The sequence below is a fragment of the Paenibacillus sp. J31P190 genome, assembly GCF_059692075.1.
Window position 1 is genome coordinate 48,044 of record NZ_JCAUAS010000014.1, and the last position, 22,038, is coordinate 70,081.

21 protein-coding genes are annotated in these 22,038 nt (G+C 41.7%); 2 read left to right on the top strand and 19 right to left on the bottom strand.

Annotated features, from left to right (window positions below; all coding sequences use genetic code 11):
- Positions 1-189: 189 nt before the first annotated feature.
- From AC58U0_RS22535 to AC58U0_RS22575, 9 genes are all read right to left on the bottom strand, one after another.
- Positions 190-1,818, bottom strand: a complete 1,629-nt coding sequence (locus AC58U0_RS22535; protein WP_497381195.1) for a peptidase G2 autoproteolytic cleavage domain-containing protein — start codon at positions 1,816-1,818, stop codon at positions 190-192.
- Positions 1,819-2,129: 311 nt separating this feature from the next.
- Complete coding sequence (locus AC58U0_RS22540) at positions 2,130-3,011, bottom strand: glycosyltransferase family 2 protein (protein ID WP_497381196.1); 882 nt, start codon at positions 3,009-3,011, stop codon at positions 2,130-2,132.
- Between the two features lie 471 nt (positions 3,012-3,482).
- Entirely contained in the window at positions 3,483-3,905 is a 423-nt protein-coding gene (locus AC58U0_RS22545; RefSeq protein WP_497381197.1) for an SRPBCC family protein, read from the bottom strand.
- Positions 3,902-4,231 carry an ArsR/SmtB family transcription factor gene (locus tag AC58U0_RS22550; protein WP_497381198.1) on the bottom strand — a complete coding sequence of 110 codons (330 nt, stop codon included), beginning with the start codon at positions 4,229-4,231 and terminating at the stop codon, positions 3,902-3,904. Before AC58U0_RS22550 ends, AC58U0_RS22545 begins: the two co-directional genes overlap by 4 nt.
- A gap of 98 nt (positions 4,232-4,329) precedes the next feature.
- Positions 4,330-4,752, bottom strand: coding sequence for a DoxX family protein (locus tag AC58U0_RS22555; protein ID WP_497381199.1), 423 nt, complete (start codon positions 4,750-4,752; stop codon positions 4,330-4,332).
- Positions 4,753-5,202: 450 nt separating this feature from the next.
- A complete protein-coding gene (locus AC58U0_RS22560; protein WP_497381200.1) occupies positions 5,203-6,120 on the bottom strand; it encodes a hypothetical protein in 918 nt (305 codons plus the stop codon).
- A gap of 154 nt (positions 6,121-6,274) precedes the next feature.
- Positions 6,275-6,952: a DUF7002 family protein gene (locus tag AC58U0_RS22565; RefSeq protein WP_497381201.1), complete on the bottom strand. Its 678-nt coding sequence runs from the start codon at positions 6,950-6,952 to the stop codon at positions 6,275-6,277.
- Positions 6,953-7,214: 262 nt separating this feature from the next.
- On the bottom strand, positions 7,215-7,757 hold the full coding sequence (locus tag AC58U0_RS22570; protein ID WP_497381202.1) for an NAD(P)H-dependent oxidoreductase: 543 nt from the start codon (positions 7,755-7,757) through the stop codon (positions 7,215-7,217).
- Between the two features lie 186 nt (positions 7,758-7,943).
- Positions 7,944-8,927, bottom strand: a complete 984-nt coding sequence (locus AC58U0_RS22575; protein WP_497381203.1) for an SLAC1 anion channel family protein — start codon at positions 8,925-8,927, stop codon at positions 7,944-7,946.
- Positions 8,928-9,505: 578 nt separating this feature from the next.
- On the opposite strand from AC58U0_RS22575, the gene AC58U0_RS22580 reads away from it, so the two are divergent.
- Positions 9,506-10,417, top strand: a complete 912-nt coding sequence (locus AC58U0_RS22580; RefSeq protein ID WP_497381204.1) for a LysR family transcriptional regulator — start codon at positions 9,506-9,508, stop codon at positions 10,415-10,417.
- Positions 10,418-10,832: 415 nt separating this feature from the next.
- On the opposite strand, the gene ilvN is transcribed toward AC58U0_RS22580, so the two are convergent.
- Positions 10,833-11,351: an acetolactate synthase small subunit gene (gene ilvN, locus AC58U0_RS22585; protein WP_497381205.1), complete on the bottom strand. Its 519-nt coding sequence runs from the start codon at positions 11,349-11,351 to the stop codon at positions 10,833-10,835.
- Positions 11,348-13,093 carry a biosynthetic-type acetolactate synthase large subunit gene (ilvB, locus tag AC58U0_RS22590; protein WP_497381206.1) on the bottom strand — a complete coding sequence of 582 codons (1,746 nt, stop codon included), beginning with the start codon at positions 13,091-13,093 and terminating at the stop codon, positions 11,348-11,350. Before ilvB ends, ilvN begins: the two co-directional genes overlap by 4 nt.
- Before the next feature lie 287 nt (positions 13,094-13,380).
- Between ilvB and AC58U0_RS22595 the strand changes: the two genes are divergently transcribed.
- Positions 13,381-14,292, top strand: a complete 912-nt coding sequence (locus tag AC58U0_RS22595) for a LysR family transcriptional regulator (protein WP_497381207.1) — start codon at positions 13,381-13,383, stop codon at positions 14,290-14,292.
- A 59-nt stretch (positions 14,293-14,351) separates the two neighbouring features.
- Here the strand turns inward: AC58U0_RS22595 and AC58U0_RS22600 are convergent, their stop codons facing one another.
- The 8 genes from AC58U0_RS22600 to AC58U0_RS22635 form a co-directional block, all read right to left on the bottom strand.
- Positions 14,352-15,077, bottom strand: coding sequence for a LytR/AlgR family response regulator transcription factor (locus AC58U0_RS22600; protein WP_497381208.1), 726 nt, complete (start codon positions 15,075-15,077; stop codon positions 14,352-14,354).
- A gap of 14 nt (positions 15,078-15,091) precedes the next feature.
- The gene (locus tag AC58U0_RS22605; protein WP_497381209.1) at positions 15,092-16,684 is read right to left on the bottom strand and encodes a LytS/YhcK type 5TM receptor domain-containing protein; all 1,593 of its coding nucleotides are present in this window, start codon (positions 16,682-16,684) and stop codon (positions 15,092-15,094) included.
- A gap of 142 nt (positions 16,685-16,826) precedes the next feature.
- On the bottom strand, positions 16,827-18,305 hold the full coding sequence (locus AC58U0_RS22610; protein WP_497381210.1) for a sodium:solute symporter family protein: 1,479 nt from the start codon (positions 18,303-18,305) through the stop codon (positions 16,827-16,829).
- On the bottom strand, positions 18,302-18,505 hold the full coding sequence (locus AC58U0_RS22615) for a DUF3311 domain-containing protein (protein ID WP_497381211.1): 204 nt from the start codon (positions 18,503-18,505) through the stop codon (positions 18,302-18,304). Before AC58U0_RS22615 ends, AC58U0_RS22610 begins: the two co-directional genes overlap by 4 nt.
- A gap of 411 nt (positions 18,506-18,916) precedes the next feature.
- The gene (locus tag AC58U0_RS22620; protein WP_497381212.1) at positions 18,917-19,699 is read right to left on the bottom strand and encodes an SDR family NAD(P)-dependent oxidoreductase; all 783 of its coding nucleotides are present in this window, start codon (positions 19,697-19,699) and stop codon (positions 18,917-18,919) included.
- A gap of 66 nt (positions 19,700-19,765) precedes the next feature.
- On the bottom strand, positions 19,766-20,827 hold the full coding sequence (locus AC58U0_RS22625) for an LLM class flavin-dependent oxidoreductase (RefSeq protein WP_497381213.1): 1,062 nt from the start codon (positions 20,825-20,827) through the stop codon (positions 19,766-19,768).
- Between the two features lie 25 nt (positions 20,828-20,852).
- Entirely contained in the window at positions 20,853-21,356 is a 504-nt protein-coding gene (locus AC58U0_RS22630) for a MarR family winged helix-turn-helix transcriptional regulator (RefSeq protein WP_497381214.1), read from the bottom strand.
- 428 nt (positions 21,357-21,784) lie between these two features.
- Positions 21,785-22,021 (bottom strand): tautomerase family protein, encoded by a 237-nt coding sequence (locus AC58U0_RS22635; RefSeq protein ID WP_497381215.1) that lies wholly within the window; start codon positions 22,019-22,021, stop codon positions 21,785-21,787.
- Between the last annotated feature and the right edge of the window lie 17 nt (positions 22,022-22,038).

Below are 22,038 nucleotides of genomic sequence, written 5' to 3' on the forward strand. Positions count from 1 at the left end.
CGGATTCTAATATCTACTTAGGGACGATACTTCTCATCGCGAAACCATAATTGTCGGACCCCACCCATCATTTCGACTAAAGAAGTGTGCAAACAACGGGAATTATAAATTCAATATCGAGATCCGAAGATTTTTTAGACATTCCAAAACGATATGTTATCAAAAACAAGTCCTACTTTTACTTATGTGTTATTTAACAAAAATTTGAATTTGACTTGGCCCTGTACGCTTCATCACCCGATACCCTTCCCTTGATGGGGTTGCAATTCCCTCATTATTAGGTTTGCAATATCCCTTTGGCTGACATGTTCCATCATCTCGTACAAGAAGTTTCCCAACTATACCAACAGCCACCCATTCCATTCTTTTTAAACGTGGAGTATACTCCTTTGAAGAGTCCCATTCAGGGTTTAATAGGGGTTCAGTTTTTGTAAATGCTGGTTGAACAACTCTTCCTTCGTTATCTTTTATTTCTGGTACAACAACCTCATGGTATTGGACCCTACCCCATTCATCTGTTACGAAAAGGTTGTGCCAACGTAAATCACTGGCATCTGCAATTATTGCTGGGCTTGCACTCACTACCCCGAGGATATAATCATCGTTAGCATTCGCTTTTCGTATTTTGTCACCGTCACCGTCACCGTCTAAAGTTACAAAATATCCTGCGTCAATCTTGTTCCCATCCATCGTTTCAAACATTTCAGCAAAGTCAGCGGCCGCAGGAGAGATGACAGCACCGTCTAGGTAGAGATTTCCCGTAAGTCCTTCAATTACGGCGGAATTTAGTGTCGGTCCCACAACGAGACCGTTGGCCAGATGCCAGGAAAAGGGAAATCTTGTGACGCCGGTCTGTCCCATGATATGGGAACCCATATCAATAACATTTACAACGGTATTTAAACCCTCGGAATGGGAAAAGTCCCCAAAGGCAACGGTATTTTGGCCTTCCGCGTGGGAAGCAAAACCACTTGCACTTGTAAGCCGACCTTCCGCATGCGAAGCAAAACCACCAGCGGTTGTATTTGCTCCTTCTGCATGGGAAGCAACACCTACGGCGAATGTTCTTTCGCCCTCCGCATGGGAGTTATCTGTTAATGCTTTGGTGAAGCTCCCCTCTGCATGGGAGACAAAACCACTCGCTGTTGTGCTCAGTCCTTCCGCATGGGAAAAAAATCCACTTGCAATAGGACCAGGCGCTAATGTTACATCTGCTGCTCCCCCCTCAGCGTGAGAGGCAAATCCGCTTGCAGTTGTGCCGACCCCTTCTGCGTGTGAACTGAGCCCGCTAGCCAAATTAGGAGCAGGGTTACCAAGCGGGTCTATTCCGCCCCCTTCAATATGGGATGCCCTGCCACTCGCCGTGTTTCCTTCTCCTTCTGAATGAGCATAGATACCGGTGATAGTTGTTTGATTGTTAAATCCCTCCGTGTGTGAGCTGTCTCCGGCTGCTGTCGTTTGTGTTCCTTCCGCATGAGAATATAGTCCACTAGCTGAGGTTGCCCCGCCTTCCGCATGAGAACCGATTCCGCTGGCAAGGGAATTATATCCTTCTGCATGTGCTGCATTTCCGCTGGCCGTTGTAGAATCTCCTTCTGCGTGAGCCGTATCTATAGTCGCATTAGTAAGATGTCCTTCGGTGTGTGAGGCATCACCAGAAGCTATTGTTGTATTTCCTTCAGCATGGGCAGTATCTCCACTTGCGTTAGTTAGGTATCCTTCTGAATGAGAAGCCGTACCGCTGGCAGTTGTATTTAATCCTTCAGCATGGGCAGCGAAACCGCTGGCCGTATTACCATTCTGCTCGTCAACCATCATGAATCCTTCTTTCCTCTAAATGTAATATTAATATGTATAAATACAAGACATAGTTACTTCGAATGTTGGGTAGTTGAAGTAATGACCTTACCTCAGAATGCTTTGATAGCGGATATTAAATCCGATAACTCAGCATTAGACTAAGACAGCATAATAAAACAACAGCAGCTTAGAACTTGAAAATAAAGTCCTAGACCGCTGCTGTTTTCCGCTGAATGAGCCAGTCGTACATATCGGGAATGTAAGAATGATTATGACTTCTAACAAAGTCGTGAAAAAGGATTGCCTACTGGGCAGCATTCTTAAATTTATTAATATACTCCAGATAAACTAAAGAATAGAGATAGGACCCGATTTAAAGTTTCGTGATCATATTTTTGTTTTTTTAAATTTGCTTCTAGTATTTTATGTGCCCATGCAAGGCATTTTGAATAATGTACGAAATCATGAACGCGAATCTTAAAGTCAGAGAAATCTAAATGTAACTGGTACTCTTCCTCCGTTGGAAATAAATCAAGTTGATGCAATTGATACATTCTAATGGCATTTGCATTACGATCTTGTACCCCCTTCGAGGCTACAGATACTTGATTGTTATGCTGTCTGAGAATCATTAATACTTCGGGTAAATTAGTAAGCTGGGTAAAATCCGCAAGACGGTTCCAAATATCATAATCCTCCGCGTGTTTATAAGGGAAATACCTTACTCCGTAGGTATCAATAATAGACTTTCGAAGGATAACGCTAGGATGCACAAATGTACAGTGAAAAAGCTGAAAACATCTGATTTCCTCATGACTTAGTGGCGCCCTTGTTATTTGATTCTTCCCCATGAACTGGGCTTGCCCACCACAAACTCCAATATGTTGATTCATGTCCATGAAAGCTACTTGACGCTCTAATCTATGCGGCAAACTAACATCATCGCCATCCATTCGTGCAATATATTCTCCCGTGGATAAGGAAATACCCTGATTTAAAGATTCTACCAATCCCATGTTAGTAGAATGAACGATTAACTTAATTCTGCTATCATGATACTTTTGAATTTTTTCTAAAGTCCCATCCGTTGATCCATCATCAATAATAAGAAATTCAAAATCCCGGAAAGTTTGCTGCAATATACTAGAAATAGATTCATCAATATATAATGACACGTTGTAAACAGGCATTAGTACAGTTACTCTAGCCATAGTCACACCTCCCACTTGTTTATCAATCTATTTATTTTATGTGAGAGAGTTGTAAATCGATATGTATAACTGTCATATCGGACTAAAGAAATTCACGTTTGAGATTTCTGTTTAAATCCATGTATTAAACTATGTTTTTTTTCTCAAACGTGTAACAAAGATGCATCCGTTTAAATTCTTCGTTCAGCTGACAGTCAATCAGACCTGGCTTGGAAAGTTACAGGGAGCTTATGTCGCTATTCTGCCCGTTAATTTGGGGGAGTACCAGCGAAGCTGTTATCACCTGCAAAGCAGATGGATTATTGAAGTATTTCCGATCCCGAAATCAAATACATCCGACATAATATAAAAACAGATCACTTGATTGGCAACTGATACCATGAAGTGATCTGCTTTATGGTGTTGGGACATTTCACTAGCGTACCCATTAATTTAGCATGGGGGAAGGAGATGTTTTAGTACCGAATGCGGTTATTGTTCCAACACCTTTTCAAGCTCGCCGCACCATTTACCCCAGCCATACTTAGCTCCACCCAGTGCTTGAGCATTTGAGATTCCGGTTTGTTCGAGATGAAGGTTAACCTTTGCGTCCCCTAAATCCTGCAGCGTCCAGGTGACCGTGTGCTTCTCTCCTCCACTGGCCCAAGTATAGGACAATCGGTTTGGTGCGTCCACGATAAGTACTTCGCCGTCAACAATTCCATCCCACCATTCGGTCGGCTGAGTACGAAACTGAAAACGATGTCCTACGACGGGCTTAAAGTCATTTTCCATCGCTTGACCGGTGTGGATGTTAACCACCCACTTGCCAAGCTTGCTTGAATCGGTTAAGGCGGACCAAAGCTTCTCAATCGACGTCTTGTACTGAAAATCCAAGGTTAATACTAAACTCATTCTTCTTCCTCCTCTAATAGTTGGTTCAAGCGCAACATATTCGTACGCCAAAAATTGCTGTAGAAAGCCACCCAATCTTGAATTTCTCTGAGTGGAGAGGCGTTTAGCCTAAATCGCGTTTCTCTGCCGACTTTTCGGTCAAGTACCAATCCAGCTTCTTTAAGGATTGTCAAATGCTTGGAAACCGCTGTACGGCCCATTTGAAAATGTGCCGTTAATTCATGAAGCGGAATCTCCTCTGCCTCTGCTAACAGACGAATTAGTCGGCGCCTAGTCGGATCTGCAATCGCGTCAAAAACATCCCGCAATTGGTTGTTCTCGCTCATAACGCCCCCTCCTTCGCTTTTTGTTTATTCCTCAATCATACACTTTAGTAGAAATCTATTGGTGGTACGAAGGGACAGCCGTTAATTTCACCACCTCCTTAAAGTTTACGGCTCTTCGGACGTAGCGCCCACGAGGCGATATTTAGTGCAGCATATGAGAGCGGAAGGATAATATTAAACCCGTAATCACCAAAATCGTTAGCAAACGCATGAGATAAAGCCGCACCGGTCATTAAAAAGAAGATTCCAGCGTGAACCCATTCTTTAAGCCGAGGAAAACCTGGCACGACGAGAGCGATGGCTCCAAGCAATTTCCAAATCCCGAGAATGGTCAAGACGTATAATGGGTAACCAAGATTTTTAACTAACTCGATGTTTCCCCCATATTGCATCAGTTGCCCGATACCACTTAACACAACAGCTACTGCGAGTAGTATGGTAACTGACCAATAAGCAATCATTTTTCCTCGGGACTGGGTTTCTAGTTTCGCGGTTATTTCCGTACGGATAATTTTACTCATTGTTTTCCTCCTCATAATTGTTTCAAGCGAAACCTATTCAGGTTCCAAACTTTCCAATTGGACACCATTTGGTGACTATTTTATTATAGGTCACCATTTGGTGTCATGTCAAGCGGATTTAGCTTAGAAAATTACAAGGAGTTTATGAGAAGCAATACATATTCTTGTCCTATTTCGGAAAACGAGATATGTACTTGTCACTGGCTTTTGACAAGAACATATCTCGTTAAAATGAAAAAAGCCGCAACTGAGCGGCTTCTTATCCATATATATTCTTGTCAGCCTTGCACAACTGTTCGGCTGTCCATCGTTTGGACCTTCAGGCAACGAACGCGCTGAAGCCATTTATGCCATGGTCCTCTTCCTACCCGAGTCTCTCATTCACCATACTCTATCTTCCATCTGATTACTAAGTAGGGGCTATGGACATCTATGATGGTAACTTTCTGTTTACTCAGCTATGTCTCGTATCGATTGTTTGTTTCTGAACTGACGGAATATTGCAGAAATACACATCAAAACTCCTGTTGTAACAAAGACACCTACTGGAAAACCCCAGCTCCCCCATACTGGGAAAATAAGTGGCATCAACGAGACACCAAATGCAACAGGAACAGGTGTTTTAAACAAATTACAAAGAATGAGTGTAAGCAAAACATTAACGACACCAACCCAAATGATCGAACCTGCCAACAATTGATAGACTCCGACTGAAAGAATGGCCGTTATCGTCAATACCGCTAAACGGGGTGGAATCAATTTCCAAGTGAATTTCTCATCATGAAACACCTCGAAAATCAGGGCAAATACAGGTGGAACGACTAAAACTTCTAGTCTTGTTGTGAAAGCCAGCCCAATCCAAAGAGCTAAAACAATGGTTATGATAACCGTATCCGTTTTCTTCCGAAAATTCTCCGGACCACCAGGCAACTTTTCTGGATTTCTCAATCTAAAAGCAGCCAACATAATCACAAACGTAAAGACAGCAGTTGTGATTGCAAAAACATAGTCATGTAGACCTAAAAAGATCGGCAGCAATGTAGCAGGAATCGTTGGTCCAAAATTGACGCGAAATATATGCATTAGAATGACAATAATCACAAGACCAAACCATATTTTCGGTAGAGGCATTAGGGATAAATCGTTCAAAGAGGTGCCAATGAATGCACCTAATGTTGGGGAAAGCCACAGGTGAACCGGCTTCTTCATCCAATGCGGTACAGGAAACACCATAACCCCTATGGCCATACCAGCAATTTCTGGGAAAACTATATCCTTTTGTTGTAGAACTACAGCAGCAACAAGCATGAGAATGACTAAAATGTATGCTGACAAAAAACTTCTGGATTTTAGGATATTCCAAATCATTTCAATCGTTCTCCTTTTCGAGACAAGGCCACTACATGACGGATCATCTCTCTAATTTTTTTATTATTCGTTTAAGGATGCATTTTATACGCCTTTGTATAACAACTCAATCTTTCCGATATTAAGTAGACTCCCGACTGTTATCACTCGATTCTTAAAATCCTTGAATAGATTGTCCATAATTCCTCCATCCTTCGGGAATCTCCTTACTATTTTTACTATAAATGGCCTGTAAATAACGGGACAAGTTCGTTACTTTCTCTTCCACAAGGACCTCGCGTATTTCAGAAGGTTTTGATGGCACATCATTTTCCCGCACAATCTCGAATTGGTCTAGTGGCAAAAACATTTGCAAACTTTTTTTATAGGAACAACGAGTTGGGTAACGAGGTGAGCTTCCCGAATCGTACTTAGACAACTTAACAGTGTCATAGAAGTCACAAAGCAATGAATGTGCATCCAATTGAAGGATAGCAAATTCTTCATCTGGTTCTCTTCTTGAATAAATCTCCAGCATTTTTTGACAATCTCTTTGCGTCGGCCAAAAAAATACGTGCTGATCCAGATAATTATGAAATTGCTGATGAGTTGTTTTTGCATCCATAACTTGATCTGCAATTCGTAAATGTGCGTTTGCTACAAAAACATTTCCGTGAAAATGAATTTCTCTTCTGACTATCCGTCTTTCTTTTGATAAGTTAGGATCAACATGATTACATGAATACAAAGAATTAAGGTGTGCAATTGAAGGCAAGTTGCGGACTCTCGTAAAATGAAATAGTGACTTCCTTTTTGAGCTGTTCGTTATTTTTTTTACAATTGAATCGTTCATACTATGATCTCCCTTTTCCTCTCATTGCCATAAAACGTAGATACGGCAACGCCGTAAAGCGCCCAAAATCAATTAAATTTATAAGTAAGACCAATGTAGAAATAAACAAAAGTCCAAAGATTCAATCAAAAATCTTTGGACTTTTGTTTGGTTTTTCGTCGGTGTAACGATAAGTTTTAGTTTTTACCCACCGTTATTAATACCATCTTCAAAATAAGCCATGTATATCTTCTCAATCAATGGAAAAGACTGATTAAATCTTTCATGAATGCACTACTGCTGGCTTCACAGTTTTAATATGATGAATATAGTCTTTACTGCTCTTTGCTAGTCGCTCTTCCGTGACGTCCGAGGTGTCGTTTAGCGAAAAGTGAGGCAGGTATGTGGCACTAATAAAATGAGCAAGTGCTTCTACTGGTCGCAATATTTCTTGAAGTGTAAAGCGATTAGACCCGGTTGCTTGATACGATGCTTCAGTACCATATGTTGAAATTGCAACACCTATTTCTTTCCCTTTTATCTTAGTAGCGTCCGGTCCATAAGCCCAACCATAAAGTAATACTTGGTCAAACCACTTTTTGAGTAATGGTGGCGTACTGTACCAGTAAAGCGGATATTGAAAAATAATTCGATCATGCGACTCAATCAATTGCTGCTCTTTAGAAACATCTATACTTTCATCAGGGTATGTTTTATAAAGCTCATGAATGGTGATATCATCATGCTTTTGTAACTCCTCCACCCATGCTTTATTCCAGTTAGATGCTTCGATGTTCGGGTGAGTAACAATTACTAAAGTTTTCATTTTGTTCGCTCCATTTCATATCATTTATTTGGGAATATTTTTAAAACTAAGGAGGTCGTAGTTTACCCTATTATTATCTAAAAAGAAGCCCCAAACTATTCAATACCAGCTAGAAATTGATGGGCTTGTACATCAGCGTATTACAGGTTGACGGCATTCAGCGAATGCATGTGGAGCAATTCATGATTATCCTTTAAGCAGACTCCCATTAAATAGCACCTTTATTGTTCGAATAAAGAGAACGACCACAACGATACTGAGCAAAGCCAGAATGATTGCGGAAATGACGATTAACAGCCATGAATCCACGAACATCGCATATTTTAAAGCGGCATTGCTGAGAGCAGCTATTGGAAAGCTTACACCCCACCAAGAAGCGCCAAACGGGATGGACTTTTTGAATACTTTGAAGAACAAGACAGTGAACAAGAACAGACCAAAGTAAAACAAAATGGAGGCGAACTGATCAATTCCCTGCTCAAAGTTCGTATAGCCAAGAAAACCAACCTCAAACGGTGCAATCATGATTATCATGGAAGGCGTTAATCCTGCTGGCATTGGAGCGTGATGAATCAATCTGGATAGGATCAACGTGAAGTATACTAAAGCCACGGTTCCACCGATTGCAAGGGAAAATAAATTAAATTCATGCGCCCATGGGAACGGCATTGTCCCCCCGGCAACCGAAATATCAAGGGTCCCTACCACAGGAACCAGCGAAGCCGGGACCTTGTTAAGCGGCTCGTGATTCCCGTTCAACAAGCGTGCAACGAAAACAAAACAAAGAGCTAATGCCAATACTGCTCCGATGATCCAAATCACTTGCCCCGATATTTGACTGTAGATGCCGATCACGGAGGAAAGCAAGAGTATAGCAATCGTGATCGTACCGAAAAAATTACCCACGATGGGATGCATAAATTCAGTTTTGACTTTCTCCGGGTATAAAACCCATTTTGAAATATAACCTATGCTTAAAGCGATAAAAATTACAAATGCAATAATTCCTATAATATCAGCAATGACGGTGGAAGTGCCGAATAGCTTGCTTGCTTCTCTCCAAGCCAATGATAGACCTGAAATTCCCATTACCGACGCAAATAGGTTAACGGGCAAAAATTGAATTGAACCGATGCTTTTTTGTTTCTGTACGGCAGTTATGCTTTGCATGGATGATAGTCACTACTTTCTTTAATAATTATTTGTCATGCTTTTAAACGTTTTTTACAAATCTCTCCCGAATGCCGCAATAAGCACAACAGAGCCACGTTTTACATTTCAATTGCCGTAGTTTTTCCAATTACGCTGCTTCCACAAGTAATTACTACCACTTTCCCTTGAAAACTCATTTTTATCGCCCCCTAATTTACCTATTAAAAGGTAGTTTAATCTGCTATTATTTGCTTTAATTTTTGGTTAAAGCAGATATTAATTTTTCTTCAAACCGACTTAAATTCTAAAAAACTTCTTGCAAGTAATTGCGTCTCTTGAAGCGATGCAAGAAATTAATGTGCTTGCACTTTGAAGGTATAAGTTGTATAAATGATAAAATCACTCCTTTATCTAACCTAACTATCATTATTCATTAATTGATGAAAAGTATCAATATTCGACTTTCTATTGTTATCATTAATTATATTGATCATTTACTTTTTCTTTTTTACAAATAAGGAGTATTTAGAAATACTATTTTTTTACATAGTACATACTACAATTTGTCTAGATGAACATAAAAGTGAGGTATATCAATGGAGTTTCGTCAACTGGAATATTTTTCGGCAATTTGTGAAGAATTGCATTTCACAAGGGCTTCAGAGAAACTGGGTATGAGTCAGCCGACGTTAAGTCATCAAATCAAGATGCTAGAAGATGAGCTTGGGGTTCCATTATTCGACCGGATTGGTAAAAAAATTGCGATAACTGAAGCAGGTAAAATTCTTTTAAGCGAATGCAAAGTGATTTTTTCTTCCTTAAAGAATGTCAAAGTGCAAATTATGGAGCTTCAAAAGGTTACACGCGGAACTTTATCCATAGGTGCACTCCCTGGAGAGCTAACTCAGCTCGTTTCGTCTTTGTTGATCGATTTTCACAATATTTATCCTGAAGTGCAAATTAAAATCGTCAATTTCGACGATATTGTAGAACGAGTTATTCAGAATCAAATCGACTTGGCGATCACAATTCTTCCTATCGAAGATGAACGTATTCGCAAACACCCCTTATACAAGGAAGATATTTATTTGACGGTTTCTAACGACCATTCTTTGGCCGAACGAGAGAGCATTAATTTTGACGAAATCAGCAACTATCCGGTAATTTTGTTCCCCCAAACGCACAAATGCCGCCAAATTATGGATTTAACCAGCAGCAGCTGTGGCTTTAATTTTGAGCCAATCATCGAAACGACTGCGATCGAAACCATTATTAGCCTTGTAAAAGCTGGCGCTGGAGTGACAGCCCTATCTAGAACGTACTTGAAAATCTACAACGACACACAGTTAAAAGCAATAAAAATCGTGAATCCAACGCTAAGCAGGGAAATTGGCATCATCTACCATAAAGATAAATATTTAAGCCAGGCTGCCCGGCTGTTTATGGACTTATTATCAAATCATATTATTAAATTAAAGTTGGCGGAACAAAGTACGTTTCAAAACTAGGCTCGATTTTCTTAGACTTTCTAACCGGGAAATCATTCTCTACTTTTCGTTCAATTGGACTCGAAATAAGGGAATCGCCTCTAGGCGGTTCCTTAGGTTATTAATTTCATGCAACTCAAACAAACACAGATCCACTTTGACTTATCATTGATCTTTATTAGAAATTAATTGAGATTTGAGGAGCTGGTGAAACAATAAAGGTTGATTCTGTACGTGAATATTGTCTGTTACCCACCTGTACCTCATTGTAAGAATATGCTTCAATAGTACCTCCTCCGATCATTCTTCCGTCCTTCATGACCATTACATAATGGCTAAAAAAAATGGCATTGTCTAACTCAGTGTCATGATGTAGTGTTTTCATGTTATCTCTACCTTCCATTTTTATTGTCCACTTTGATTCTATACTCGTTGGTTAACATGTTAATGGTGTATTAGATAGTAAATCACCTACGACTTCTCCGCGAGTCATAGCCGTCAAACCTGTACGAGTTAGTTCCAAGATGACATAGGGTCTCAGCAGCTCAATTAATGAGTTAATCTTATCTTGATCTCCAATAACTTGAATGATCAGACTTTCCAATCCTAAATCGACTATAGAAGCACGAAAGGGTTCAACAATACTCAAAATAACCGGTTTCACTTTAGACACAGCACTTACTTTAATAAGTGCAAGCTCGCGTTCAACCAGCGGATAAGCAGTTAATTCAACAATTTGAATAACATCGATTAGTTTATTAAGCTGCTTTTGTACTTGTTCGAGCGTTTTATCATTCCCGGATGTCACAATGATCATTCGGGACAATCCAGGTTCTTCTGACTGACCTACAGTTATACTGTCAATGTTGAAACCGCGGCGTCCGAATAATCCAGCAACTCTCTGTAATACACCCGGATGGTTGTTTACAAGGACAGCTATCGTATGACGTTTCATCTTTCATCCCCCATAATCATTTCATCTATCGTGGAACCCGGGGCAACCATTGGAAAAACATTCTCATCCTGAGTAACAACAAAATCAATAAGCACGGGGCCTGGTGTTTCCAGAGCATTTTTCCACACCTTACGAGCCTCTTCTTTGTTTGTTGCCCTGAGCCCTTTAACACCATAGGCTTCTGCTAGTTTTACGAAATCCGGACTGCCAGAGAGGTCCATATGACTAAAGCGACTATCGTAAATGATTTCTTGCCATTGCCGTATCATGCCGAGGACCTGATTATTCAGAATAACGATCTTCACGGGAATGTTATGAATAGCGCAAATCGCAAGCTCTTGTGCATTCATTTGGATCCCTCCGTCGCCATTCACGGACACCACGAGTCGGTCTGGGCAACCTACTTGTGCCCCTATTGCCGAAGGTAAACCAAAGCCCATTGTTCCAAGTCCACCCGAGGTAATGAACGAACGCGGATGCTTAAACTTATAAAACTGAGCAGCCCACATTTGATGCTGACCTACGTCCGTAGTGACGATTGCTTCGCCATTGGTCGTTTCGCTGATCAATTCCATAACGAATTGTGGCTTTAAAGTTATTTCCGAATCCGTGTAACGAAGAGGATACTTTCTTTTGTTTTCTTGAATTTCTGTCAGCCATGCTTCTGATTTTGCTGGTTTTGCATGAACGTTAGCCTGTTGAAGCACGGATCTCACATCGCCAATACAAGGGATCGCCGTTTGAACGATTTTCCCAATTTCTGCTGGATCGATATCGATATGCGCGATAGTTTTCGCTTTAGGAGCAAATCCGCTAGTTTTCATCGTTACTCTGTCGTCAAAGCGTGCTCCAATACTAATGAGAAGATCACAATTTTGTAAGGCTTTATTCGCTGTGTATGTTCCGTGCATCCCCGGCATGCCCATCCATAATTCATGTGCACTTGGAAATGCTCCTAAACCAAGTAATGTCGTCGTAACTGGTATCCGGGTTTTTTCTACAAATTCGAGTAATTCCTTGGATGCGTTTGAATATATAACGCCCCCGCCAGCCAGAATGACTGGATGTTCAGCTTCTTTGATAGCCATGAGTAACTTGTCGATTTGAGTTAAATTTGGATGAATATCCGAGTGGTATCCCCGAATCTTAGGATTATCGAACGGATATTGAAAGATCATCTTTTGGCTCGACACATCCTTTGGAATATCGATCAAAACCGGCCCCTTTCGTCCCGTGGAAGCTATATAAAATGCTTCATGAATGATCTTTGGTAACTCATTGACATCATGAACTAAAAAGTTGTGCTTGGAAATAGGCATTGTGATCCCGGTAATATCCGCTTCCTGAAACGCATCAGTACCAAGTAGTGGCGTCGGAACATTTCCTGTAATCACTACTAATGGAACAGAGTCCATATTAGCAGTAGCGATACCTGTAACAAGATTAGTCGCCCCTGGTCCCGATGTTGCAAAGCAAACCCCAACTTTTCCTGTAGCGCGTGCATAGCCGTCTGCAGCATGAATTGCCCCCTGCTCATGACGAGCTAAAATATGTTTAAACTCTGGAATATCATGAATGGCGTCGTAAATATTCAGGACACTTCCTCCAGGAATCCCAAAGACACTTTCCACACCTTCAATCAACAAGCTTCTGACAAGTGCCTCCGATCCTGTTACCATGTCGTTCTTCATAAGCCTATTAAGCCATTCATGCTCCAAGTGTTGTCCCTCAATCATTTTCATTATTTTTTCCTCCCATTTTCCCAAAAAATTAAACTCCTTTCAGCTCAAATTCGATGTTATACAACAATTAGGGACGAAAGGAGCCTTTGAGGGAACCATCCAGATTCACCGGAAATCCCATGATTTCTAGCCTCATGGAGTCAAAGTAAACTCTTTGAACTCAAGCAATTATTTAAAAGCTTCTTGATTGCTTTCAGGATATGTTATCATAAAGGTAGCTATTTCAGTTATGGAAAGATTCAATACCCGTTATTCCAAAAATCGATAACTAAGGGGATGTTAGAATTATGATTGACTTGTTAGAAGGGAGATTTTTCAAGACTTTCCTTGCAGTAATCGAGGAAAAGAGCTTTAATCGTGCGTCGGAAAAATTGGGATATGTTCAATCTACGGTTACAAATCATATTCAATTATTAGAACGAGCATGTGGTCAAAAGCTGTTTCATCGTTTATCAAGAGGAGTAAAACCGACTGAAGCTGGCCTAAAACTCGCTAAATTTGCCCATCAATTTGTACATTTGGGGCTGACATTAGAAGAAGCTATGAATGAATCGAACCAACCTAAAGGAACGATTTACCTAAGTATGCATGAATCTTTTTTTGTTACGAGAATGTCTCCGCTTATACAACAGTTTCATCTCAAATTTCCGAATGTTAAATTTAGAGTAGAAACAGGATATCATCATAATGTAATTGATGATGTTTCGCAGCATGTTGTTGATCTCGGATTTCTTCCTCGAAATCCCCAACGTGATGACGTTAATTTTTACCCCATGATTGAGGAAGAGTTGATCTTTATTGCCTCAGATGAATTGACAAGAAATGTTGAGACTAATGGTTTGAAAGTACTAAACAATGAAGCTGTAATCAGCTATGGAAACAGTTGTTTGTATCATACTCAAGCCAACAAGGTTTTAGCGGAGGCCGGAATAGAAGTAAGTAATGCCATTCAATATCCAAGTATCGAAATGATAAAAAATGCTGTAAAGTGTGGTATAGGTTTTGCACTAATTCCTAAAATAGCAGCGAAAAAAGAAATATTTGAAGGAGATTTCCGAGCGTTGCCTTTATCCTCAGGGATTTTTTCCACCCATGGAATTATCGTAAATAAAGATAGGGATTTAAACTTTCCTGCCCAAATGTTTAAGTCATTCGTATTGGATCATTACTCTTTTCAGACCGATCCCGAAAAAGCTTGATTTTTCAAGTTTTTTCGAATTGGTTTAAGTAGGCATATTTGTGTGATTACCCACCCACCTTAAATTTCCAGCTTTAAACGAAGCTCTCTCAAATAATTCCGGCTCACTGGAATAGAGCTTTTGGACTTGTCCTTCATAATTAGGTTATACGCCCCATTTATCCAAGCTTTTAACTCTACAATGTGGTTCAAGTTCACTAAATAACTTTTATGACTGCGAAAAAAGGAAAATGACTTCAGTTTTCCTTCCAATTCGTGTAATGTATAGTTCGTTTTGTGAACTTCATCTTTGGCGTGTATTAAAACATGCTTGCCTTCTGTGCTCATAAAAATAATGTCCAGGGGGGACAAATATTTAATGGAACCATTCACTTCAATTGCCAGCTTAAGCGGAGCGGTTTGTGGCGATATATCCGCACTGCTCCTCTCCATATGGATCTCCTTCAAAATCCCCTGAATATTTGCTTCATCATAAGGCTTCAATAAATAATGAAACGCCCGCAGTTTGAATGCTTCAATGGCGTACTGATCATACGCAGTGCAAAATATAATTTTCGACTTTACTCCTAGCTCTTGGATTACTTCGGCTGCTTGGAGCCCTGTTAAACCAGGCATTTCAATGTCAAGAAAGATAAGATCAGGCTCGATTTCCTTCGTCAACTTAATCGCCTCCATACCGCTTTTGGCCTGAAGGATCTGCTTTACTCCCTCAACATGTTGAAGTAGATAACTCAATTCTTCACGAGCAGGAGTTTCATCATCCACGATTAATATCTTTACCCCCATGCCTTATTTCCCTCCTACTTTATCCAAAAGTAAACCTTTGTTCCTTTTCCGACCTCGGACTCTATATGTAGTGCCTGATCTTCACCATAGTGATAGCGGAGCCGCTGCTCAATATTATGCATGGCCATTCCTGCGTGTTCATCGCTATCCTGTATCTTTACTACTGGAAATCCTACTCCATTATCTTCCACTAGAATGAGAACCCTATCCCCATCCTCTTTGATGATAAGCTTGATAGATCCCTGTTCTATCGATTGGATGCCATGGACGATCGCATTTTCCACTAAGGGCTGGATGCTGAATGGAGGCAGCTGCCGCTCTTTGACTGCTTCATCAATGATCGTGGTGATTGTCATCTTACCTCCGAGCCGAGCTTTTGATAAATCCAAATAGGCCATCACCAGCTCAAGTTCCTCACGAATGGAAATCAAAGGCTTACTGCTGTTTGTCATATTTTTGCGTAAAAATGTGGCAAGCTGAGTCACTAAATGTCGCGCCGTCTCGGGCTCGGTTCGGATAAAGTATTTCATTGTATTCAGAACGTTAAACAAAAAGTGAGGCCTCATTTGAGATTGTAACGAACGAAATTCTGCATCTGCCACGAATTTCTCTTGCTTCTCAGCTTCCACAAAAGCAAATTGCTGAGAAAGCAGCTGAGCTAGTGAACCGATCATCATATGCCGATAAGGATTGATATCTTGCTGCCTCCGGAAGTACAGTCGATAACTTCCGATTCTCTTTTTATTTTGCATCTCGATGGGCATGTCAATCCAGTAGGACGTTGTCCTGCCTTCTTTCACAGATACATCATTTGTATTCTTGCTGAAGAATGCGCCAACTGCATCGATTTCCTCCACGAGTACTTGAGCAATTCTGTGGACCGCTTTATCAAAGGGGCTTTTCCAATAAGGCAAGGTAATATCTGCAATCTGCAACGCCCTTCGTGCATGGATAGAACCAATTCGCTCTTCTTCTTTTTCAATCGTATTATAAACCATGAAGAACAAGGCCACGCCAACACTGTTAGCAATCGTTTGTGGGAATCCGATCAATTTCACCAAATTTAAAGCTTCATTCCAGGGCTTAGCCAGCAAGAGAATTAAAACCATCTGCAGAGTTTCAGCAATAAATCCAACTACAAAAGCCAATGGTACTATCGATACGTGGTGAAATCTTTTCTTGATAGCGCCACGGCATAAACCGGACAAAATCCCCTGTATGATCGGAGCTACCATACCAGCAATCGCCACATATCCCCCTAAACTGTAACGATGAAGCCCCGCGATGAGTCCAACGATAAATCCACTTTTCACCCCCCCAAGTAAGCCTGCAATGACCACCCCTACTGTTCTCGAATTAGCGATCGCTTCTGTGGTAGATACATTTCCGACCCATGGGGCTGCGTGGTAATCATATTTGGAAACTGCAACACCTGAGTACGTACCAAGTATGGCATACAGACAGAAAAACAAGAGGAAACGCCAATGGTATCTTTGTTCTCCTTGATAGCTCATATAGCTGCGCATCCATTTACTGCGCGAGATTACATAAGCTGTTGAGGTCAAAAATCCTACCCTTTCCAGCATATCAACCATAAGATGCAGCATGCATGCACCCCCTCATTCTCAACTCTTACATAGATTAACCACTTCCCTCACATCCTACAATAAGAACAAAAAAATAGACCAGCTAATTTAGCTAGTCTAGTCTATCTATACATGACTTGGGCATTTCAAATGTTGAACGACTTCATTTAGCCGCGTTTTTCAAGTCAAAAATTGTATGCAAGACTGAATTGGTACGAAGCTTTGCTTTTTTAACATAAATTAGATTTACCAATCCCAGTACTATAATATTGACAAGGAAACCCCAAAATCCTTCATATATGCCATAAGAATGACCGCTTGCATATACAAGGAATACCGTTAGCATACCTGCAATCAAACCAGATAAAGCTGCTTCCTTGGAAAGATTTCTCCAAAATAAGCTGAAGACAACAGCAGGGAAAATCTGGACAATACCTGAAACCCCCATAAGCTGAAGAGAAACCAATGCATTCGGAAACATTAATCCAAATATCAAAGCCAGACCGATAACCAGAAAGACCATATAACGGGTAACACCGGTTAATGTTTTCATGCTTGCTTTAGGTGCAATCAAATCTCGATAAATGTTATTCGCAAATAAATTGGATGCCCCAATCGCCATTATGGAACACGGTACTAGAGAAGCGAGCGCTATGGTTGAATAAGCCAAGCCCTGCATGACACCGCCATAAGATTGATGAATCAATGTTAGAAAGGCGAACCGTGGATCTGTTCCTTTGGGAACAACAAGACTTGCTGTGATTCCTAGAAAAGTTACGAGCATCAATACAATGTTGTAAAAAGGAAGAATAATGGTGTTTCTCCGCAGCGATTCTGCACTTTTTGAACTAAATATGCCTGTAACCGTATGCGGCCACATAAACAAAGCCATAGCAGATATTAACGCAGCAGTAGAAAACCATGGAATCCCTTTTGCACCAGAAGAAGGAATCGTTAACATTTGGGGAGACTTAGCTACAACCGTATCCATCATACTTCCCCAGCTGCCAAAATGAATAATAGGGATGGTCACAACCATGTACAGCATGATGACCCAAACCAAAATGTCCTTAATAATCGCCGTGTAAGTTGGAGCTTTAATACCGCTGAAAAACGTATACAAGGCTACTAGAGAAAAAGATACAATAACCACCAAGACAACATTAATTTGCCCATTACTCGCAATCTTAATCGTGTCTAATATGCCGCTTAACTGGAGATCAATATAAGGAATCAGCATGAAAACACCAATTATAGCGACTAAAACAGATAATGTTTTACTTTCAAATCTGCCTTTAACATAGTCAGCCAAGGTAGTAAATGAATGCGCTTTACCAACTTTCCACAGCTTAGGTAAAAAGAAATAAGCGATAGGATAGGCAAGCACTACATAAGGAGTAGCAAAAAAGGCGATACTTCCTCCTTTAAACGCAGAGCTCGTGAGTCCAAGGAATGTATAAGCGGTATATACGTCAGCACCAATCAAAAACCAAACGAACAAACTGCCCAGCTTTCTTCCCCCAAGGGACCATTCTTCAACAGAGCTTCTAGATGATTTGTTCCGACCTGCTACAAAGCCGATCAACATGACGAGAATAACGACAGTTGCTGTTATATAAAAGGCTACCAAATTCCCGCTCATGATTCAAAACCTCCTGATTTTTTCTGAATTTGATAAATCCCCAAAGTAAAAAGCGGCGTCAAAATCATCCACAAAAGCAGCCAAAAATGAAACAGGGGAAATCCAAAAATGAGAGGATGTATTCGGTTTACTAGTGGTAACGCTATCAATTGAGCGATGAAAGGAATAACTAGCAATATAAATAGGATGAATTTTTTCATTTAACAGGTCCCCTCCTAGCAAAATGTAAACCTCAAAATAGTTGATATTATGCTGCTTCATCATTATAAAAGATTTAAAAGCATACTAGAATACTTTTGGATTAACATGTTGAAAGCGCTACCTTAACTGTTGAAATTACGGTATCAAAGAATTTCTGGAGGATCTAGTCCGAGGTAGACGGTGTACTAGATTCCGCTTATATCGAAGAATGGCTGGAGAACTCCTTCTCAAACTCTATGATAAAGAGGCCGACCCGAATTTTTACGATTCAGGTCAGCCTCTTCTTACCTATTTATTCGTATCAGGTTAGCCTTCAAACTTACACCGGTCATTTCCTCACTCATTGAATAAGGATGGCTGGTCTGGTTTGATCAGTGTGGCAATCAAATTTACACGAGCTTTCCGTCGCTCTACCAAGCTGACGCGCCGCCGTCTACCGCGTAGTTGGCGCCTGTGATGTATGACGCCCGGTCAGATGCTAGGAAGGCCGCGAGCTCTACGATCTCCTCTGGTTGACCGAAGCGTTTGAGTAGGGTCTTGCTAGTTATCGCGTCCCGGGCTGCCTGGTTATCGCCGAGGTCGCGGTCACTCGCCGGGGTTAGGACGGGTCCGGAACTGATCGCCACCGCACGGATCCCATGGCTTGCGCCTTCAAGCGCGAGTTGCCGTGTCATGCCGATGACGCCGGCTTTCGCTGCACAGTGTGCGACCATTGGAGGAGTCTCGCCTGCGATCATGCCGGCCACGGATGCGACGTTGATGATGACGCCGCCACCGCGACGGACCAAATGCGGCCATGCGAACTTGGACATAAAGAAGGGGATGTCGAGTTCGCCAGTTATGGTTGTCCGCCAGTCATCGATAGAGAAATCTGGCATCGGACCGAAGCGTTGCATGGCTGCGTTGTTATAGAGCACGTCGAGCCCGCCGTAGGCGGCAACTGCTTCCTCAACGACTTTCCGCGCCTGTTCGGGGTCCGTGAGATTGATCGGCGCGATGCCCGTCATTTCACCGCCGGCGCGACGTACGAGTTCGACCGTCTCGTTGTTCGCATCAGACTGGATGTCGCACCCGATGACCTTTGCGCCTTCTCGCGCAAAGGTTAGAGCCGCAACGCGACCCATACCTCCACCTGTGCCAGTGATCAGCACTACCTTCTTGTCAAGCATGCCCATTGATTTTTGGCTATTCAATGAATTTTCCTCCTACGTATGTTCTTGGGAGCAAAGTTTAATATTGTAAAAATTATTCCAAACCATTCATTGGGCAGTTTGTGTGTCGGCTTCCCATCTTGAGACCTCTTCCCGAACTCGCGGTGCGACTTCCTTACCCAATAGTTCAATGGATTTCATTACATCCTCATGTGGCATGCTGCCGGCAGGTAAATGAAGAAAAAATCGTGAGAAGCCTAAATGTTTTTGCATATAAATAATTTTGTTGGCCACCGTTTCGGGATCGCCTACGTAGAATGCGCCTTCTGGGCTGCATGAGGCATCGAATTGTGAACGGCTATAATGGCCCCAACCACGCTCTTTACTCATTGAATTAAACACTGCCTGAGTAGGAGGGAAATACTTTTCGGCCGCAAGAGAGGTACTCTCTGCAACGAACCCGAGTGAGTGTACGGCTATCTTTAATTTCGATGCATCATGTCCTGCACGAGTAGCAGCGTTCTTATAGAGCGGCACGAGCGGAGCAAATTGCAAGGGGCTCCCGCCAATGATCGCCAAAACAAGAGGCAGTCCCAGTTCCCCTGCTCGTATGACCGATTGCGCATTACCCCCACTGCCAAGCCACACGGGTAAAGGGTTCTGAACTGGACGCGGATACACACCCAGATTCGTAAGGGCAGGCCGATGCTTTCCTTTCCAGGATATCTTCTCTGACTCCCTTAATTTTAATAATAGTTCCAATTTTTCCGCGTAAAGCTCATCATAGTCTTTTAAATCATAACCAAACAATGGAAACGCATCGACCATAGAGCCTCGGCCCGCGATAATCTCAGCACGACCATTTGAAATACCATCCAGCGTGGCAAATTGCTGAAACAAACGTACTGGATCCACAGCAGAGAGCACGGTAACCGAACTAGTTAAGCGTATCCTTTTGGTCATAGACGCCGCTGCAGCCAGCACAACGACAGTAGCGGAATCCGCAAATTCCTTACGATGATGCTCACCGACCCCAAATATGTCCAACCCAACCTGATCGGCAAGGACAATTTCTTCAACAACCTCACGCAACCGCTCCGCATGACTTATTGTCTTGCCCGTATTAACATCCGGAGTAGTTTCGACAAATGTATCTATACCTATTTCCATTTTTTAATCCCCCTACATACATAATTTAAGTAAAATCCTTCTTTAAAAAAGCATTTGATCCATCATTATTGGCATTGCCTTCTCGATTCTTGATACCATACCCAATTTTCTTCAGCACGTGAATAAGTTCGAGCTTCTCCCCGTCCGTTGCGAAGGACAAATTATCGGAGATCGTTTGAACATGCCTTGGGAAGATATTATCAAAGTAGCTTCGCCCTTCCGTAGTCAATGTCACATTCGTTTTTCGTCGATCACCCGGGATAGGGAGTCGTTCCACGAAGCCCTTCTTCTCAAGCTTATCGACCACGTAGGTGATACTCCCGCTTGGAATCGAGAAGGTATCGCTTATTTTCTGGATGGGCTGCGGTCCTTTATTATAAAGAAACTCTAAAATTTGAAAGGTCTCCCCACTGAGGCCATAGCTGTCAATGTCACGTTCTAAGCTCTCGTACAATTCTTTCACCATATTTCTTATTACGCGTATTAATTTTAAATCAAGTTCCTTACCCTCAGCATCGCGTTCAGTCATTCTCCATCCCCCTTATCGGCCTTATCATACAAAGGATATTTGGTTCTTGGCCGGATACCCAGATGGAACCACCTGTACATCTAATCGACAATCCTGCAAGTATCGAATAAAACCGTGGATTCCGCCAACCGCAGCAATTGGGTCCACAGAAAAGATATCTAATTAATATAATTCCTATAATTAAGTATCCTAATATTATTTATTATATTAATAGAGTTTATATCTGTCAAGCTGTAAAAAGTAGGACATCTGCGAAAAGAACGCAAACCAAATTCCCCTACAACAAGGGGTCCTTCAGTTGTTTGCTCGCAAGTTATAAACATGCCAATAGGGCAGCAGCCATGAATGGGCTGCCACCCTATTGGGAGAGCTTTTATACCACAATATTATTTTCACATCGATATATTACCTCTTGCAGATACCTTTGATTACTTCCTCTTCTCCGCAAGCTGCCGACGATACTCTAACGCAGGCAGTCCACCCCAACCCCAATTATCAGTGTCAACCTCTTCAATAACTACGAAGGTTGATGCTAACGGCTTGTTCAGAACGTTGAGCAGGAGCTCGCTGACTCCTTTGATGAGTGCTGCTTTTTCTTCCGCCGTTACAGACTGACGATCTGGTGTTGTGCCCTCACGGGTCACTTGAATCGTAACGATTGGCATGAATATTCTCTCCCATT

What these genes read in the sequence shown, in the direction of transcription:
- AC58U0_RS22535 (WP_497381195.1), bottom strand. Translation starts at nt 1,818, where the DNA reads ATGATGGTTGACGAGCAGAATGGTAATACGGCCAGCGGTTTCGCTGCC.
- AC58U0_RS22540 (WP_497381196.1), bottom strand. Translation starts at nt 3,011, where the DNA reads ATGGCTAGAGTAACTGTACTAATGCCTGTTTACAACGTGTCATTATAT.
- AC58U0_RS22545 (WP_497381197.1), bottom strand. Translation starts at nt 3,905, where the DNA reads ATGAGTTTAGTATTAACCTTGGATTTTCAGTACAAGACGTCGATTGAG.
- AC58U0_RS22550 (WP_497381198.1), bottom strand. Translation starts at nt 4,231, where the DNA reads ATGAGCGAGAACAACCAATTGCGGGATGTTTTTGACGCGATTGCAGAT.
- AC58U0_RS22555 (WP_497381199.1), bottom strand. Translation starts at nt 4,752, where the DNA reads ATGAGTAAAATTATCCGTACGGAAATAACCGCGAAACTAGAAACCCAG.
- AC58U0_RS22560 (WP_497381200.1), bottom strand. Translation starts at nt 6,120, where the DNA reads ATGATTTGGAATATCCTAAAATCCAGAAGTTTTTTGTCAGCATACATT.
- AC58U0_RS22565 (WP_497381201.1), bottom strand. Translation starts at nt 6,952, where the DNA reads ATGAACGATTCAATTGTAAAAAAAATAACGAACAGCTCAAAAAGGAAG.
- AC58U0_RS22570 (WP_497381202.1), bottom strand. Translation starts at nt 7,757, where the DNA reads ATGAAAACTTTAGTAATTGTTACTCACCCGAACATCGAAGCATCTAAC.
- AC58U0_RS22575 (WP_497381203.1), bottom strand. Translation starts at nt 8,927, where the DNA reads ATGCAAAGCATAACTGCCGTACAGAAACAAAAAAGCATCGGTTCAATT.
- AC58U0_RS22580 (WP_497381204.1), top strand. Translation starts at nt 9,506, where the DNA reads ATGGAGTTTCGTCAACTGGAATATTTTTCGGCAATTTGTGAAGAATTG.
- ilvN (WP_497381205.1), bottom strand. Translation starts at nt 11,351, where the DNA reads ATGAAACGTCATACGATAGCTGTCCTTGTAAACAACCATCCGGGTGTA.
- ilvB (WP_497381206.1), bottom strand. Translation starts at nt 13,093, where the DNA reads ATGAAAATGATTGAGGGACAACACTTGGAGCATGAATGGCTTAATAGG.
- AC58U0_RS22595 (WP_497381207.1), top strand. Translation starts at nt 13,381, where the DNA reads ATGATTGACTTGTTAGAAGGGAGATTTTTCAAGACTTTCCTTGCAGTA.
- AC58U0_RS22600 (WP_497381208.1), bottom strand. Translation starts at nt 15,077, where the DNA reads ATGGGGGTAAAGATATTAATCGTGGATGATGAAACTCCTGCTCGTGAA.
- AC58U0_RS22605 (WP_497381209.1), bottom strand. Translation starts at nt 16,684, where the DNA reads ATGCTGCATCTTATGGTTGATATGCTGGAAAGGGTAGGATTTTTGACC.
- AC58U0_RS22610 (WP_497381210.1), bottom strand. Translation starts at nt 18,305, where the DNA reads ATGAGCGGGAATTTGGTAGCCTTTTATATAACAGCAACTGTCGTTATT.
- AC58U0_RS22615 (WP_497381211.1), bottom strand. Translation starts at nt 18,505, where the DNA reads ATGAAAAAATTCATCCTATTTATATTGCTAGTTATTCCTTTCATCGCT.
- AC58U0_RS22625 (WP_497381213.1), bottom strand. Translation starts at nt 20,827, where the DNA reads ATGGAAATAGGTATAGATACATTTGTCGAAACTACTCCGGATGTTAAT.
- AC58U0_RS22630 (WP_497381214.1), bottom strand. Translation starts at nt 21,356, where the DNA reads ATGACTGAACGCGATGCTGAGGGTAAGGAACTTGATTTAAAATTAATA.
- AC58U0_RS22635 (WP_497381215.1), bottom strand. Translation starts at nt 22,021, where the DNA reads ATGCCAATCGTTACGATTCAAGTGACCCGTGAGGGCACAACACCAGAT.